This window comes from Nonomuraea rubra (genome assembly GCF_014207985.1).
Classification (GTDB): domain Bacteria; phylum Actinomycetota; class Actinomycetes; order Streptosporangiales; family Streptosporangiaceae; genus Nonomuraea; species Nonomuraea rubra.
Genome location: NZ_JACHMI010000001.1, coordinates 1,340,162 through 1,356,193, shown reverse-complemented (window position 1 = coordinate 1,356,193; position 16,032 = coordinate 1,340,162). Strand labels below are relative to the sequence as shown.

Below are 16,032 nucleotides of genomic sequence, written 5' to 3'. Positions count from 1 at the left end.
GAGGTGCCTCACTTGGGCGAACGGCTGCTGGTGGTCGACGACGAACCCACCGTCAAGGAGTTGCTGTCGGCGACCCTGCGCTTCGCGGGCTTCACCGTGAGCTCGGCCGACAGCGGCACCCAGGCGCTGGAGGCGGCCCGGCTCGACCCGCCCGACCTGGTGCTGCTCGACGTCATGCTGCCGGACCTCGACGGCTTCGAGGTGCTCCGCCGCCTGCGCGGCCTGCCCAGGGCCGGCGGGCGGCCCGGCCCGGTGCCCGTGCTGTTCCTGACGGCCCGCGACGCCACCGCCGACAAGATCAACGGGCTCAGGCTCGGCGGCGACGACTACGTGACCAAGCCGTTCGACCTGGAGGAGCTGCTGGCCCGCATCCGGGCGATCCTGCGGCGCACCGGCGCGATCCCCGACGAGCACACGCTCGTCGTCGGTGACCTGGAGGTCGATCCCGACGCCCACCAGGTGACCAGGGCGGGGCGGCCGGTGCGGCTGTCTCCCACCGAGTTCAGGCTGCTGCACCACCTGGTGCTGAACGCGGGGCGGGTGGTGCCGAAGCCGCAGATCCTGGAGCACGTGTGGCGCTACGACTTCGCCGGCGACACCAGCATCGTGGACACGTACGTGAGCTACCTGCGGCGCAAGGTGGACACCACCGAGCCCAAGCTGATCCACACCGTGCACGGGGTCGGCTACCTGCTGCGCAGACCGCGATCATGAGGCTGTCGCTGCGGGCGCGGCTGCTGTCGATCACGGTGGCCCTGCTGGCCGTCGGGCTGGTGGTGATCGGCTCCGTCGTCGTACGGCAGCTCGAGCACCAGCTCCTGACCCGGGTGGACGCCCAGCTCGCCCCCATGAGCAGGGCGCTGTCCACGATGCCGCCCGAGCTGCTGGACCGGCTGCGGGCCAGGACGGGCCAGGAGCCGCTGGGCCGGCTGCCGACCGGAGCGGACCAGGGGTCGCCGGCCGCGGACCCGCTCGACCTGATCACGAAGGGATACGCGGGTTACCTGTCCGCCGGCGGCGCCGTGCTGCACTCCTTCGGCGACCCGGCGGGCCCCGGCCTGCCCCGCCTCGACGCCGCCGCGGTGACGGCCCGCGCCGGCGAGCCGTTCACCGTGGAGGGCGACGATGGGCAGGAGTGGCGGGCCGTGGTGCTGCCCGCGCAGGGCGCCACCGGCCACTCGGGGGTGGTCGCCGCGGTGTCGCTGGAGGCCCTCCAGGCGACGGTCAACCGGGTGCGCGCGGCCTGCCTGGTGGCGGGCTCGGTCCTGCTGGCCGTGCTGGCGCTGGTCGGCGGGATCGCGATCAGGGCCGGGCTGGCCCCGCTGCGCCGCGTGGAGGAGACGGCCGCGGCCATCGCCGGCGGCGACCTCAGCAGGCGCGTGCCGGAACCCGCCGCCCCCGGCACGGAGGTGGGGCGGCTGGCCCGCTCGCTCAACACGATGCTCGCGCAGATCGAGCAGGGCGTGGCGGCGAAGGTGGAGTCGGAGGCCCGGATGCGCCGGTTCGTCGCCGACGTCAGCCATGAGCTGCGCACCCCGCTGTTCGGGATCAAGGGCTTCTCGGAGCTGTACCGCATGGGCGGCACCGAGGCCGGGCCCGCCATGGCCCGCATCGAGAGCGAATCCGGCCGCCTGGCCGAGCTGGTGGACGACCTGCTGCTGCTCGCCGGGCTCGACGAGAGCGACGGCCCCGGGCTCGACCTGACCCCGATGGACCTGCGTACGCTGGCCGCCGACGCCCGTCACGACTTCGCCGCCCTGGACCCGTCCAGGCCCATCGCCTTCACCGGCCCCTCCGGCGGCCCGGCCGCCAGCGCTCCCGTGCTGGGCGACGAGGCCCGGCTGCGGCAGGTGGTCAGCAACCTCGTCGGCAACGCCGTCACCCACACGCCCGCCGGCACCCCGGTCAGGATCGGGGTGGGCACGGACGGCGGCGAGGCGGTACTGGTCATCGCCGACGAGGGGCCCGGGCTGGCACCCGAGGAGGCGTCGAGGGTCTTCGACCGCTTCTACCGGGCGGACGGCTCCCGTGCCCGCGCCACGGGCGGGGCCGGGCTCGGGCTGGCCATCGTACGGTCGATCGTGGCCGCGCACGGCGGGCGGGTGGAGCTGCGGTCGGCGCCGGGCCGGGGCGCGGCCTTCGAGATCAGGCTTCCCGCCGCCGCCTCCTGAGCCGGGCCGCTCAGCCCTCCTGCGAGAAATCCCCGTACGTCGGCTTGCCCGCCGGCTGGTAGATGCCGACGATGCAGCCGCTCCCCGTCGTCCTGGACTCGACCAGGCGCATCGCCGTCGCCGTACGCCCCGGCTCGAACAGCCGCTTGCCGCTGCCCAGGACGACCGGGTACGTCCACAACCGCAGCTCGTCGATCATCCCGTGGTCCAGCAGCGTCCTGGCCAGCGCACCGCTGCCGTGGATCTGCAGCTCGCGGCCGGGACGCTCGCGCAGCTCGGCGATCTGCTTGAGCACGTCGGTCCTGATGATCGTCGTGTTGTGCCAGTCGGCCCTGTCCAGGGTCGTCGAGACGACGTACTTGGGCAGGTTGTTCAGGCTGGTCGCGATCACGTCGTCCGCGTCGGTGACGGTCGGCCAGAACGCCGCGAAGATCTCGTACGTCCTGCGCCCCAGCAGGAACGCGTCCGCCTCGCCGAACCACTGCTCGGAGTAGGTGCCCAGCTCCTCGTCCGCGTAGGGGAACTGCCAGCCGCCGTGCTCGAAGCCCCCGCTGGGGTCCTCGGTGGGCGTTCCCGGCCCCTGCATGACACCGTCCAGCGAGAGGTACGTGGCCAAGGTGATCTTCATGATCGTGCTCCCATCGGTCGCCGGGGTCTGTGCCGATGATGACCTGCCCGACCGACAGAACTCATCGTCAGCTCTGCTGGGCGGTGGGCATGATCGTGACCTGCTGGAGGTTCGCCCGCGGCGGCAGGCTCGCCAGGAACCCGATCGTCTGCGCTACGTCCTGCGGCGTGAGCCACTCCACCGTCTGCTTGGAGCCCTCCAGCCACGCCCGCGCGCCCTCGTCGGTGACGTGGCTCTGCAGCTCGGTGCCGACGATGCCCGGCTCGATCGCCGAGACCCGCACGTTCTTGGGGCCCAGCTCGGCCCGCAGGTGCCGCGACAGGTGCGTGACGAACGCCTTGGTCCCGGAGTAGACGGCGAAGTTCGGGAAGATGTTCTGCGCCGCGATCGACGAGGTGTTGATCAGGTCGGCCACGCCGCGCTCGCCGGCGGACCCGACGAGCTGCGGGACGAACGCGCCGATCACGTTCATCAGGCCCGTGACGTTCAGGTCGATCTGGTGCTGCCACTGGTCGGCTGCCAGCTCCTCGACCGGGGCGGGCAGCATCACGCCCGCGTTGTTGAACAGCAGGTCGGCGCCGCCCAGCTCGGCCGCCACCCGCTCGGCCGCGGCCCGGACCGCCGCCGCGTCGGTGACGTCGGCCGCCAGCGCCAGCGCCCGGCCGCCGGCCCGCTCGATGCGGGAGACCAGGCCGTCCAGCCGCTCGGCGCGCCGCGCCAGAACGGCCACCCGCGCGCCCAGCCCGGCCAGGTGCTCGGCCGTGGCCTCGCCGATCCCGCTGGAGGCACCGGTGATGACGGCCACGCGGCCAGAAAGAGAGGTGTTCATGGTGTGTGCGCCCTTCGACGTCCTGCGCGGCCGGTCGCCGCGCTCCTCCAACAGCACACCACCCGCGACCCCCCTCACGGGGTGCCCGAGACTGCCCTGACCAGGCAGGTAACCGCGAGACTGGTACTGGCAGGGCCACCCCTGCGGCCCCGCCGGCACGCGGGCGGGGCCACACTGGGGACATGGACCGCAGTCGCGAGCTCGCCGACTTCCTGCGCACCCGCCGCGCCCGGATCACGCCGGACCGTACGGGGCTGCCCGCCGACGGCCGCCCCCGCCGCGTGCCCGGCCTGCGCCGCGACGAGGTGGCCAGGCTGGCCGGGGTCAGCACCGAGTACTACACGCGGCTGGAGCAGGGCCGCGCCGGCAACCCCTCGCCCGAGGTGACCGAGGCGCTCGCCCGGGCGCTCCAGCTCGACCCCGCCGAGCGGGAGCACCTCACGAACCTGCTGACCCGCCCCAGCCGCCACGCCCCCATCAGCCCCCAGCGGGTCAGGCCGGGGCTGCGCCTGATGTTGCAGACCCTCGACCACGTACCGGCCTTCATCCTCGGCCGCCGCACCGACGTCCTGGCAGCCAACCGCCTGGCCCGCGAGGTGCTGACCGACTTCGACGCCCTGCCCGCCACCCAGCGCAACCTGGCCAGGTACTACCTGCTCGACCCCGAGGCCCGCACCCGTACCGGCGACTGGGAGCGCATCGCCGCGGAGACCGTCGCCGTGCTCCGCCTCGAAGCCGGCCGCTACCCCGACGACCGCCGCCTCGCCGAGCTCGTCGGCGAGCTCACCCTGCGCTCGCCGGAGTTCGGCACCTGGTGGAACGACCACCGCGTGCTGCGCCGCACGCACGGCGCCAAGCACTACCACCATCCGCTCGTCGGCGAGCTGCACTTCGAGTACGAGTCGCTCCAGCCTCCCGGCGACCCCGACCAGACGTTGTGCGTCTACAACGTCGAGCCCGGTTCCCCGACCGCCGACGCCCTGCGCCTCCTGAGCAGCTGGACGGCCTCCGCCGCCTCCTCCTAGCCCGTTCAGCCGCCGCCCGGCGACCATGATCGGTAATGTGCCAGGATGAGCGGAACGTTCCCCCGGCACGTGTTGTGCGTGCTCGGCTCCGGCCTGGAACTTTCGGAGATGCAACAGATCGCGGCCGGCTTCGGCGGGCTCGTCCTTGATCGCGAGTACTCCGAGGCCGCACCCGATCCCCGGATGCCGGACGCGTTCCAGGCCGGCACTGGCCGACGACGCAGCCGGGGTCATGGACGAGAGACTGGCCGCCACGCTCGTCACCGCCTGGGTCAAGCGACCCGTCTACGACGGTCAGGTGCTCTACAGCTCTGGCATGCACCTGCTCGGCGCGCCCGAGGTGGAGATCGAGACCGGGACGGAGCCGCCCGCGCCGGCCGGATGACCGAGGACGCGCCCCGCTGGGTGCTGCGCACCGGCCCGTGCGACCGTTACGACGAGGACGACCTGTTCTTCAACCCGTACGGATACGTCCGCCTCACCCGCGAGAAGTGACGGCCCGCTGCCGGAGGATCTCCGCCGTGGCCTCATCAGCAGGCAGGAACGCCTCCAGCCGCAGCTCGGACAGCGTCACGTCCACAGCGGTCGCGAACGACGTCAACGTGCTGATCAGCCGCAACTCCCCCTCCGGCACCCGCAACCGCAGCGGCACGGCGAACCCGAGATGCCCGGCCGGCGCATCCAGCTCCGGCAGGTACCCGTCCAGCTCAGCGATGAACGCGTCGAGCCCCGGATGCGGACTGCGCAGCGCCTGCTCCCGCAGACTCCCGGTGATGTGCCGCCCCCACTCGGCCAGGTTCTCCACCCGGCGCGCCATCCCCTCCGGATGCAGAGCGACACGCAGCACGTTGACCGGCGGCTCCAGCAACGCCGGCGCCACCCCCTCCCCCAGCACCCCGAACGCCGCGTTGGCGGCGACCAGCTCCCCGTAAGGCCGGACGACCACCGCCGGATACGGCAGATGCCCCTCGAGAATCCGCTCCAGCGCCTCCCGCACCGGTCCGAGCTCGGGCGCGTCCAGCCCAGACTCCGCATAGACAGGGGCGAACCCGGCGGCAAGCAGCAGCCCGTTCCGCTCCCGCAACGACAGCTCCAGCGACTCGGCCAGCCGCACGACCATGGCCCGCCCCGGCCGCGACCGGCCCTGCTCCAGAAAGCTCAGATGGCGCTGGGTCGTGTCGGCCCTGATCGCCAGATCGAGCTGGCTGAAGCGCCGGCGCGTCCGCCACCGCCGCAGCTCACTGGCGAACCGATCAGTCCCCGTCGACACCGTCATGCCCCCTTCATACTGCACCGCCGCGCCCGCGCGATTCCCTGCGGGGAATCGCGGCGATGCCCTGCCTGACCCCAGACTGCCGGACATGAGCAACGCCTTCGATGTGCAGGAGCGGGCCGGCCGTTACGTCGCCCAGTGGAACGAACCCGACCCGGCGACGCGCAGCGCCCTCATCCGCGAACTGTGGGCCGCCGATGCCGTCCACGCCCTGGTGCACCCGCCCGAGGCGATCCGCGACGCCGCCGCGGCCCTCGCCTTCCCCGCGCCGCCGCTGGAGGCCCGCGGTCACGAGGCCCTGGAGGCGCGGGTGACCCGTGCCTACGAGATGTTCGTGGAGCCGGGCGAGCACGTCTTCGAGGCGGCCGGGGAGGCGGTGGTGCTGATGCCGCGGGTGATCGGTGTCCGGTGGTCGATGGTGTCGGTCCGTACGGGGGAGGTCGTCGGTGGTGGTCTGGACGTCCTGGCCCTGGACGGCGACGGCCGGGTGCTGACGGATCACCAGTTCATCGGGTGAGCCGGTACGGGTTCACGAAGATCGTTCGCACCGGACAGGCAGGCTTGAGGGTGTCGCGATGATGTCTTTATCCAGTCACGAGCCGCGTGCTTTGACTACTTGAACTAAACACCGGGCGAGATGAGTATCCCGGCCAGTTCTCTCTCCAGCAACACGGACCTTCCCTAACACAAAGGGCATCTCAAACGCTCACAGCGAAGCCTTGCGCAACCACGATTGCAAGAACGCAGGTTTCCAGCAATAATCGCTGCCATGATGGACGATGAAGCTGGTCAGCTCTCGATGCTTCTGGCGTTCCGGGCAGAAAATACCTACTCGTTCTATGACGAGTTGGACTTCTCGCTGGAAGCGACCGCTCAGGCGGAGAAGGGTGTACCACGGACCGTCCAATGGCATCAGAAGGGCGGCAGGCCACTTCGGGTGCTACCTGCGGCAGGCGTGTTCGGCGCCAACGCGTCGGGCAAGACCAACCTGCTCAAGGCTCTGAGCGATCTCAGGGAACATGTCCTGTTCTCCTTCCGGTCCGGAGATCCTTCCGGCGGCATCCGCCGACCCAGCTTCCGTCTCACCCCTGAAGCAGCAGAGAAGACGACCCGTTACGAGGTCGATGTCGTTCTGAACGGCGTCCGCCACGAATACGGCGTCGCGATGAACGACCAGTATGTTCTTCATGAATGGGCCTATCGCTATCCGCACGGCCGCGCCGCCCTGCTATTCGAACGCCGGCACGGAAAGCCGGTGGACCTGCCGGTCGGCAAGCGTTCGATCGGCCGCGCGATCGAGCGGATAGCCAGGCCGAATTCACTGTTCTTGTCGGCTGCCGCTGCCGGCAACCATCCAGACCTACTGCCGATCTATGAGTGGTTCGGGCAGAACCTGATGCTCGCAGAAGCATCGAGCAGGCAAGCGCGCTGGGCCTTCACCGCACAACTGCTACGTGAGGACTCCAGTCGCGAGCAGGTCCTGGCACTCCTCCGCGCCGCAGATCTCGGGATCGCGGATGTCAAGATCCGGCCACCGGATCCCAAGGTCATGGAGCGGGTTCGCCGCGCCGCCCTCATCCTTGCCGGCCGCGAGGACGACGCCGAAGGATTCCCTGACATCGAACTCACTGAACTGGGTTTAGTGCTGAGCCACCAAGGCGCCAAGGAGGACGTCGAGTTCAACGTGTCAGAGGAATCTCTCGGCACCCTTGTCTGGCTCGGGCTCGTGGGTCCCGTCTTCGATGCCCTCCGATCGGGCAGCGTCCTGCTGGTCGATGAACTGGAATCGAGCCTTCATCCCATACTGGCCGCACGAGTGATCGGGCTGTTCCAGGATTCGGAAGCCAACCCGAAGGGTGCTCAGCTCATTTTCAGCTCGCATGCCCCGACGCTGCTGGGCAACGCGTCTCACGCACGCCCTCTGGGGCGTGACCAGATCTGGTTCACCGAGAAGCTCACGGATGGGCGGAGCCGCCTCTACCCGTTGTCGGATCTGTCGCCACGGCAGGAGGAGGCCATCGGGAAGCGGTATCTGAGCGGGCGCTACGGAGCGACCCCCATCGTGAGCCATGAGGAGTTCGTCGAGGTGGCGCGGCTCATAGCCACCGGGAGCCGCAGATGACCAGGAAGCCGCGCAGCCGCTCCCAGCAGTCGTCCGCACGAATATCCGAGAGGCGGACGCTACACGTCTACACCGAAGGGACCAAGACCGAGGTCATCTACCTCCAGCATTGGCATCGGATCCATAGACACAACACCATCGTCACTATCGACGACTTCCATGGAGCCCCCTTCTCTCTCGTGCGTGCCGCTGTTGATCGCAAGCGGAACGACCAGCGGGAAGAGAAGCGTGGCCGTGGCCGGGCGTTCAATGAGTACTGGTGCATGTTCGACGTCGACGAGTTTCCGAACCTTCCGGAGACCTATCAGCTGGCCGCCCAGCACGACATCAAGATCGCTGTATCGAACCCCTGTGTTGAGCTGTGGTTCTTACTTCATTTTCAGGACCAGACGGCCGCCCTCGAACGAGGTCCAGCTCAAACACTCGCCAAGAGATATCTTTCGTGCGGAAAGTCATTGACACCCGATGCGCTGGACCAACTGGTCCAGCATCATGGTGTGGCCATGGAGCGCGCGGAGAAGCTGGACAACAAGCATGAAGGGGACGGGTCTCCTGCGCGCTCGAATCCGAGCTCAAGCGTCTGGCGGCTGGTCGAACGCATCCGGAACCAGTGATCTGGTTTCCCTCTGAGAGGGGTCGCTGACCACAACCCGCTACTGCCGTCGGCACGGTTCCAGCCGGACATGGTCACACGATTCCGCTGTTGAGCTTCGGCTCCCACGCCCCAGCAACGTCATCGGCCAGCGCGGCGGCGCAGCGGCATTTGAGCGGGGGTTTGGGGGGCTGCGCCCCCCGATGTCACAGCCCGACCCCCGAGGCGCGAAGCGCCCGATCGGGAGGACCACGCTTGTAGAGCCGGGGGTTCGGGGGGCCGCGCCCCCCGATGTCACGGCCTGAGCCCCATGCGCGAAGCGCCGGCTGGGAAGACCATGCGTTCACCCCCGGGAACTACCTCTACTTGCGCTTGTTGATCTCCTCGGTGAGCTGGGGGACGACCTGGTGGAGGTCGCCCACCACGCCGTAGTCCGCCAGCTCGAAGATCGGGGCCTCAGGGTCCTTGTTGATGGCCACGATCGTCTTGGCCGTCTGCATGCCGGCCCGGTGCTGGATGGCGCCCGAGATCCCGGCCGCGATGTACAGCTGCGGCGACACCGTCTTGCCCGTCTGGCCCACCTGGAACTGGTGCGGGTACCAGCCGGCGTCCGTGGCGGCGCGGGAGGCGCCCACCGCGGCGCCGAGGGAGTCGGCCAGGCCCTCGATGACCGAGAAGTTCTCGGCCGAGCCGACGCCGCGGCCTCCGGAGACGACGATGGCGGCCTCCGTCAGCTCCGGCCGGGCGCCCTTCTCCTGCTTGACCCGCTCGACCACGCGGGCGGCCTTGGCGGCGTCGGAGAGGGTGACCGAGACCTCCTCCTCCGCACCGGCGCCCGCGGCGGCGACGGGGGCGGTGGAGTTGGGGCGTACGGCGACGATGGGCGTGCCCTTGCGCACCCGGGAGTGCACGTTGACGCCGCCGCCGAAGATGGACTGGTCGGCGACGAAGCCCTCGCTCAGGCCGACGGCGTCGGTGATGACACCGGAGTCGGTCTTGATGGCCAGGCGGCCCGCGATCTCCTTGCCTTCGGCCGTGGCGGCCACCAGCACCGCCGCGGGCGACTTGCCGGCGACGAGCTGGGCGAGCAGCTCGGCCTTGGGCGCGACCACGTGGTCGACGATGTCGCCGTCGCCGGCGACGTAGATCTTCTCGGCGCCGTACTCGGCCAGGCGGGCCTTGGCCTCGGGCGTGATGCCGGGGCCTGCCCAGACGGCGGAGGGCGTGCCAAGGGAGCGGGCCAGGGTCAGCAGCTCGAGCGTGACCTTCTTGACCTCGCCTTCGGCGTGCTCAACAAGAACGAGAATTTCCGACATTTCCGTATAACCCCCGTTCTCAGATGAACTTCTTGGACGCCAGGAAGTCGGCGGCCTTCTCGCCACCGTCGCCCTCGTCCTTGACGATCGTGCCGGCCGCGCGCGGCGGGGCCGCGGCGAAGTCGACCACCTCGGACCAGGCGGCGGCCAGGCCGACCTGGGCCGCGTCGATGGAGGCGTCGCCGATGGCGAGCGTCTCGACCGGCTTCTTCTTGGCCGCCATGATGCCCTTGAACGAGGGGTAGCGGGGCTCGTTGATCTTCTCCACCACGGAGACGACGGCGGGCAGCGGAGCCTCGACGAGGTCGTAGCCGTAGTCGGTCAGCCGCTGGATCGTGATCGCGCCCTGGCCGACCTCGACCTTGTTGGCCAGCGTGAGCTGGGACGCGCCGAGCCGCTCGGCCAGCATCGCGGCCAGCACACCGGTGCGCGCGTCGGTCGACTCGGAGCCCAGGATGACCAGGTCGAACCCGATCTTCTTGAGCACCTGGGCCATCGCGTACGAGGTGGACAGCGCGTCGGAGCCGTGCAGCGCGTCGTCGCTGAGGTGGACGGCCTTGTCGGCGCCCATGGCCAGTGCCTTGCGGATGGTGTCGGTCGCCTTGCCGGGGCCCATGGTCAGGACGGTCACCTCTCCGCCCTGGGCCTCCTTGATCTTCAGCGCCTCTTCGACCGCGTACTCGTCAAGCTCGTTGACCACGCCGTCGGCGGCGTCGCGGTCGAGCGTGTTGTCATCGGACCGCAGCTTGCGCTCGGTCGCCGTGTCGGGGACCTGCTTCACGCAGACGACGATGTTCATGGCCGGTGGCCGACCTCCCGTAGTTCGCGTGCGCCCCCGCCTCGCTGCGGTGGGCGCCGAAATGCATCTGTCCAGACTGCCAGGTGCCCGCCGGGCATCCGACAGAGGGTCTGCCGTGGTTTCGCCGTTATGTTACCCATGGGTAGCTTACGCGCAAACCAGCGGCGCGTACGCAACCATCCCCACCATACCGAACTTTATTCGGTTGCTGCTCACGCGGACAGCAGGAACACGACGCCCACCACCAGAGCGGTGCCCGCGAACAGTGCCAGGGTGAACGTGGTGAACATCGCCGCCAGCCCGAAGCAGAGCCCCACCGCCCCGGCCACGCTGACCAGATCCGCGATCATGCGGCCCCGCCTGAACGGGCTCCGGGAGAACAGCGCCACCCCGGCGTCGGACACCACCCCCAGCGCGTACGCCGCCAGCAGGAAGAGGGACACCTCCGGCAGCGGCTCGCGGGCGGCGGCCGCCAGCAGCGACACGAACAGCCCTGAGCCGATCAGCCAGCGCCTGCGCACCTTCTCCCGGTGCCTGGCGCGCGACTCCTCCACCGAGCGGCGGTAACGCTCCTTGCCGGGCCGCCACTCCCTGGTGTTCATGTCGTCCATGGCCGGCCGGGCACGGACGGGCGGCACGTGCGGGACCGGCACGACGTCCAGCCTGGCGCAGATCTGCTCGGCCGTGGGCCGCGCGGCCGGATCCGTGGACAGGCACTCCCGTAACAACGGCTCCAGCCACTCCGGCGCGCCCTCCAGGTCGGGCGGATGGTGCACGACCCGGTAGGCGACCGCGGAGGCGGGCCCCTGCCCGTACGGCTGCCGCCCGGTGGCCGCGTACGCCAGCGTCGCCCCGAAGGCGAACACGTCGGCCTCCACGCCCACGGCCCGCCCTTCGAGCACCTCGGGGGCCAGGTAGCCGGGCGTGCCCACCACGGCGCCGGAGGCGGTGACGGACAGCGAGTCGAGCGCGCTGGCGATGCCGAAGTCGATTACGACCGGCTCGCCCTCGGTCATCATCACGTTGGCGGGCTTGAGATCCCGGTGCACGACCCCGGCCCGGTGCATCGCGAGCAGCGCGTCGGCCAGCCCCGAGGCCAGCCGCCGCAGGTCGTCCACGGGCAGGGGGACCGAGCTGAGCGGGCGGCCCTGCACGTACCGGGTGACGAGGTAGGGCCTCGGGCCCTCCAGGGAGGCGTCGAGCACCTCCGCGACGTGCGGCCCGCCGACCATGCGCATGGTCTCCACCTCGCGCGCCAGCCGCGCCAGCGCCGCCCCGTCGGCCGCGACGTGCGGATGCAGCACCTTGACCGCGACCGTACGGCCCTCAGGGTCGAGCGCCAGGTGCACCTCGCCGAACCCGCCGGCCCCCAGACGGGAGAGAAGCTCGTACGGGCCGAGGCGCTCGCTCATACCTCATCTCTCCCCCGCGGCGGCGGCGGGGACACTCAGGACCAGGGATTCAGCCACCCCAGCCCCAGCCCCTTGAGCAGATCGCCGATCAGGCCCGTGATCAGGCCGATCGTGCTCTGCTTCGCGTCGCTCGCCAGATCGTTGATCACCGACTCCGGTGCCCGCCACGGCGCCCACGAGGTGTCCTGTCCCAGCGCGAACATCACCGCGAACAGTGCCGCCGTGCCCACCAGCACGACCGCCACCAGGGCGGCGCCGGGGCTGCGCAGCACGCCGGTGAGCGTGCGCGTGACGGCCTTGCGCGGCGCGCCGCCGCCGGGCAGCACGAACAGGCCGGCGGCGAAGGCGCCCGCCGCGTACGCCGCGGCCTCGTTCACGCTCAACTGCCCGGCCCAGTACAGAACGCCCCAGACGCAGACGCCGAACAGCAGCGCCAGCGGTGCGTGCACCACGGTCACGAGCGCGGACTTGACCAGCGCCCAGGGCGTGCCGACCAGGGCGAGCAGCGGGTCCGCCGCGCTGCTGCCGCGCACCTGGCGGCGCTTGACCAGGTCGCCGAAGAGGTACTCGCCGATCCGCAGCACGAACGCGAGCGCGACCGCCACCGCTCCGGCCATGACCGGCATCATGACGGTCAGCGCCACCAGCGTGACCAGCAGCAGCAGCCCGACGACCTGGCTGCCGAACAGGTACCGCTTCCGCTCCGACGGAGGCGTGTACTGCGGCGGCGGGGTGTAGGGCCGCACCTGCGAAGGCGAGGTGGGTGCGGGGACCAGCCGCCGGTCGGGCGGCGGGTAGCCGGCCACGCGCTGGTCGGGATGGGGCGCGGGCCTGGCGGGCATCGGCGCGGGCACGTACGGCGGCGGCCGCTCCTCGCGCCGCTTGGGCCGCTCCTCGTGCCGCGTCGGCGTCGGCGCGGGCGGCGGCGCGGCCTTGCGGTACTCGACCGGCGGCAGCAGGTCGGAGAACGTGTCCATGGTCCGGGTACGGCCCACCGGCTTCGTCCCCGTCGGCCCCTCGTTGAACGTGGTCACCGCCGGGTCCAGCGCCTTGGCCATCCGCAGCAGCTCGTGGGCGCCGGGCCGGGCCGACGGCTCGACCTGCAGCGCCCGGCTGAGCCAGCCGCGCAGCCACGCGGGCGCCTTGTCGATCTGCGCCCGCCCTTCCATGATGTTGAAGCAGACGGACTCGAACGTGCCCGTGCCGAACGGCGGCGCGCCGGTCGCGGCGAAGAACACCGTCGAGGCCAGCGCGTGCACGTCGGCCGCCTGCGTGATGTCGGAGTCGCGGATGATCTCGGGCGCCAGGTAGCCCGGCGTGCCCACGAACATGCCCGTCTGCGTCAGCCGGGTGGCGTTGACCAGGTGGGCGATGCCGAAGTCGATGACCAGCGGCCGCTCGTCCACCAGCATGACGTTGGACGGCTTGAAGTCGCGGTGGATCACGTCGGCCGCGTGGATGGCCACCAGCGCCTGGCAGAGCCCCTGGGCGAGCTGGATGACCTGGCGGGCCTCCAGCGGGCCCTCGGCCAGCACGGTGTCCTCCAGGGTCCGGCCGGGGGCGAACCTGGTCACCACGTACGGCTGGCTCCCGACGAGCTCGGCGTCGATCACCTCCGCGACGAACGGGGAGCGCACCCTCCGCATCGTCTCGACCTCGCGAGTGAGCCGGTCGCGCGCCTTGAGGTCGGCGGCCACGTGGGGATGCAGCACCTTGATGGCGACTTCGCGTCCCTCACCGTCGAGACCGAGGTGAACGACGCCCATGCCGCCCTCGCCGATCTTCCTGACGAGGCGATACGGGCCGAGGCGTTCTGGTGCTTGGGTGCTCATCGCCACCTTCCCCGCGTCATCCCCCGGAATTCCCCCCTAGCTGGTTGAGCTGCTTCGCCACTTCTTCGACGTTCAGCGGAGTCCATACGGCCTCCCCCTCAGGCTTGTCCCCGAACGTGCTGGATGCGAGGCCCAGCGAGAGCGCGGCACCCGCCGCGAGTACTCCCGCCATCACCATCGCCGCTGTTCTCGAGGGTACGAGCGATGAGAGCGTTCTGCGCATCTGTTTGCCCGGACCTTCGACTCCGGGACCTGCGCAGACCGTCCACAACGCGATCGCCGCGCCCCAGGCCAGGGCGTAGTAGGAGTCCATCCCGGCCACCACGGTGAGCAGCAGCGTGACGGGCAGCCCCAGGATGAGCGCGTACAGCACCAGCGCCAGCGTGATGCCCGCCGACTTGGCCAGCGCGGCGGGGACCGCGAACACCCTGACCACGTCGAGTGCCGCCGCTCCCGCCGCCCGCCGGGCGGCGAGCTGGGGCTGCGCCAGGTCGGCCGCGCGCAGCAGGATCGCGACGGGGACCGCCACGATCGCCACCAGCACGGGCTTGAACACGGCCGCCACGATCATCAGGATCAGCAACATGGCGCCGGCCACGCCGTACGCCCTGGAACGCTGCAGCGGCTTGCCCGGCTGCGCGCCCGGGATGTACGGCTCCCGCTTGGTGCTCAGCCGGTCCGGCTGGGCGGGCGGGAACTGCGGCTGGGCCGGGATGTAGGGCGGCGGCTGCGCCGGGATCGGGTTGGGCCGGCCGTAGTCGGGTGCCTCCGGCCGACCGTCGGGGCCGACGACGGGCCTGCCGGGGTTGGGACCGGACTGCGGGCCCTGGTTCATCCTGCGGTAGTCGGCCGAGTCGGAGCGCACCCGCCTCGTGGGCACGTCGGTCTCGCCGTGCGCGGGCGCGGCAGGGCCGTTGCCGGCGGCCTGCGGTGTCTGCGGCGGGTAGACGCCGGCCTCGCGCTGGATCTGCCGCAGCTCCTCCGGCGACACCCTGCGGGTCGGCCACGGGTCGGGCTGGTTGGGCAGCAGCGAGACGTACTGCTGCTCCTGCGGCTGCGGCGGCGCGGGCGGCCGCTCCTGGTTCTCCAGCAGCCGCTTGGGCGTGACCGGAGGCGTGGAGATGTCGTACGACGGCCGCTCCGCCGGCCTGGGCGGCGCGACCGGCTCGGGGCGCGGCACGGTGGAGATCTCGTCGGGCGAAGACGACCCCTGGGCCTGCTTGGGCAACATCCTGGCCGTCTGCTCGGCCAGCTCGGCGGCCTTGGGCCGCTTGCTGGGGTTGCGCTGGAAGGCCGCCTTGAGCAGCGGCTGCAGCTCGGCGGGGGCGGCGCTGATGTCGGCCTTGCCCGCGGTGATGTTGTAGAAGATCATCTCCAGCGTGCCCTTGCCGAAGGGCGGCTGGCCCGTGCCCGCGTACAGCAGCGTGCCGGCCCACGCGTGGATGTCGACCTCGGGGCCCGCCTCCTGGCCCTCGATGATCTCGGGCGCGAGGTAGCCGGGCGTGCCGATGAACATGCCGGTCTGCGTCAGCCGGGTCGCGTCGACCGCCTGGGCGATGCCGAAGTCGATGAGGACCGGCTCGCCGTCGAGTATCAGCACGTTGCCGGGCTTGAGGTCGCGGTGGATCACGCCCACCGAGTGCACGACGGCCAGCGCCGAGGCCACCCCGTGGGCGACCCTGAGCAGCGCGGGCAGGTCGAGCGGCCCGTCGTTCTTGACGATCTCGTCGAGCGGCGGCCCCGGCACGTAACGCGTGACGATGTACGGACGATGACCGGTCACATCGGCGTCGAGCACCTCGGCGATGTACTTGCTGCGCACCCGGCGCATGGTCTCGACCTCGCGCGAAAGCCGCCGCCTGGCGACCTCGTCACCGGCGACCTCTCCGCGCAGGACCTTGATGGCCACCTGCCGCCCCTGAGGGTCGACAGCGAGGTGGACAACGCCCATCCCGCCTTCACCGAGCCGCCTGAGCAGCCGGTAAGGGCCTAGTCGGTCATCGTTCATGGCATGAAGCACCATACCGGCTTAA

The 16,032-nt window shown here is 70.8% G+C and carries 15 protein-coding genes; 7 read left to right on the top strand and 8 right to left on the bottom strand.

The window, feature by feature from the left end; all coding sequences use genetic code 11:
- Window positions 1–12 precede the first annotated feature (12 nt).
- Window positions 13–714, top strand: coding sequence for a response regulator transcription factor (locus HD593_RS06275; protein WP_185101226.1), 702 nt, complete (start codon window positions 13–15; stop codon window positions 712–714).
- A complete protein-coding gene (locus HD593_RS06270) occupies window positions 711–2,171 on the top strand; it encodes a sensor histidine kinase (protein ID WP_185101225.1) in 1,461 nt (486 codons plus the stop codon). The genes HD593_RS06275 and HD593_RS06270 overlap by 4 nt, the downstream gene beginning before the upstream one ends.
- Before the next feature lie 10 nt (window positions 2,172–2,181).
- Here the strand turns inward: HD593_RS06270 and HD593_RS06265 are convergent, their stop codons facing one another.
- Both HD593_RS06265 and HD593_RS06260 read right to left on the bottom strand, forming a co-directional pair.
- Window positions 2,182–2,799, bottom strand: a complete 618-nt coding sequence (locus HD593_RS06265; protein WP_185101224.1) for a dihydrofolate reductase family protein — start codon at window positions 2,797–2,799, stop codon at window positions 2,182–2,184.
- Between the two features lie 67 nt (window positions 2,800–2,866).
- Window positions 2,867–3,628, bottom strand: coding sequence for an SDR family oxidoreductase (locus HD593_RS06260; RefSeq protein WP_185101222.1), 762 nt, complete (start codon window positions 3,626–3,628; stop codon window positions 2,867–2,869).
- A 182-nt stretch (window positions 3,629–3,810) separates the two neighbouring features.
- On the opposite strand from HD593_RS06260, the gene HD593_RS06255 reads away from it, so the two are divergent.
- Window positions 3,811–4,653 carry a helix-turn-helix transcriptional regulator gene (locus tag HD593_RS06255; RefSeq protein ID WP_185101220.1) on the top strand — a complete coding sequence of 281 codons (843 nt, stop codon included), beginning with the start codon at window positions 3,811–3,813 and terminating at the stop codon, window positions 4,651–4,653.
- Window positions 4,654–4,885: 232 nt separating this feature from the next.
- The gene (locus HD593_RS06250; protein WP_185101219.1) at window positions 4,886–5,038 is read left to right on the top strand and encodes a hypothetical protein; all 153 of its coding nucleotides are present in this window, start codon (window positions 4,886–4,888) and stop codon (window positions 5,036–5,038) included.
- Window positions 5,039–5,131: 93 nt separating this feature from the next.
- Here the strand turns inward: HD593_RS06250 and HD593_RS06245 are convergent, their stop codons facing one another.
- Window positions 5,132–5,929: a helix-turn-helix domain-containing protein gene (locus HD593_RS06245; protein ID WP_185101218.1), complete on the bottom strand. Its 798-nt coding sequence runs from the start codon at window positions 5,927–5,929 to the stop codon at window positions 5,132–5,134.
- Between the two features lie 85 nt (window positions 5,930–6,014).
- Between HD593_RS06245 and HD593_RS06240 the strand changes: the two genes are divergently transcribed.
- The 3 genes from HD593_RS06240 to HD593_RS06230 all read left to right on the top strand — a co-directional run bounded on the left by HD593_RS06240 (window position 6,015) and on the right by HD593_RS06230 (window position 8,662).
- Window positions 6,015–6,443: a hypothetical protein gene (locus HD593_RS06240; RefSeq protein WP_185101217.1), complete on the top strand. Its 429-nt coding sequence runs from the start codon at window positions 6,015–6,017 to the stop codon at window positions 6,441–6,443.
- 252 nt (window positions 6,444–6,695) lie between these two features.
- Entirely contained in the window at window positions 6,696–8,048 is a 1,353-nt protein-coding gene (locus HD593_RS06235) for an AAA family ATPase (RefSeq protein ID WP_185101216.1), read from the top strand.
- Window positions 8,045–8,662, top strand: coding sequence for an RloB family protein (locus HD593_RS06230; protein WP_185101215.1), 618 nt, complete (start codon window positions 8,045–8,047; stop codon window positions 8,660–8,662). The genes HD593_RS06235 and HD593_RS06230 overlap by 4 nt, the downstream gene beginning before the upstream one ends.
- 340 nt (window positions 8,663–9,002) lie before the next feature.
- On the opposite strand, the gene HD593_RS06225 is transcribed toward HD593_RS06230, so the two are convergent.
- From HD593_RS06225 to HD593_RS06205, 5 genes are all read right to left on the bottom strand, one after another.
- On the bottom strand, window positions 9,003–9,956 hold the full coding sequence (locus HD593_RS06225; protein WP_185101214.1) for an electron transfer flavoprotein subunit alpha/FixB family protein: 954 nt from the start codon (window positions 9,954–9,956) through the stop codon (window positions 9,003–9,005).
- Between the two features lie 19 nt (window positions 9,957–9,975).
- Window positions 9,976–10,755, bottom strand: a complete 780-nt coding sequence (locus tag HD593_RS06220; protein WP_185101213.1) for an electron transfer flavoprotein subunit beta/FixA family protein — start codon at window positions 10,753–10,755, stop codon at window positions 9,976–9,978.
- A gap of 212 nt (window positions 10,756–10,967) precedes the next feature.
- On the bottom strand, window positions 10,968–12,167 hold the full coding sequence (locus HD593_RS06215) for a serine/threonine-protein kinase (RefSeq protein WP_185101211.1): 1,200 nt from the start codon (window positions 12,165–12,167) through the stop codon (window positions 10,968–10,970).
- 35 nt (window positions 12,168–12,202) lie between these two features.
- Entirely contained in the window at window positions 12,203–13,999 is a 1,797-nt protein-coding gene (locus HD593_RS06210; RefSeq protein WP_185101209.1) for a serine/threonine-protein kinase, read from the bottom strand.
- Window positions 14,000–14,015: 16 nt separating this feature from the next.
- Window positions 14,016–16,007: a serine/threonine-protein kinase gene (locus HD593_RS06205; RefSeq protein WP_185101207.1), complete on the bottom strand. Its 1,992-nt coding sequence runs from the start codon at window positions 16,005–16,007 to the stop codon at window positions 14,016–14,018.
- Between the last annotated feature and the right edge of the window lie 25 nt (window positions 16,008–16,032).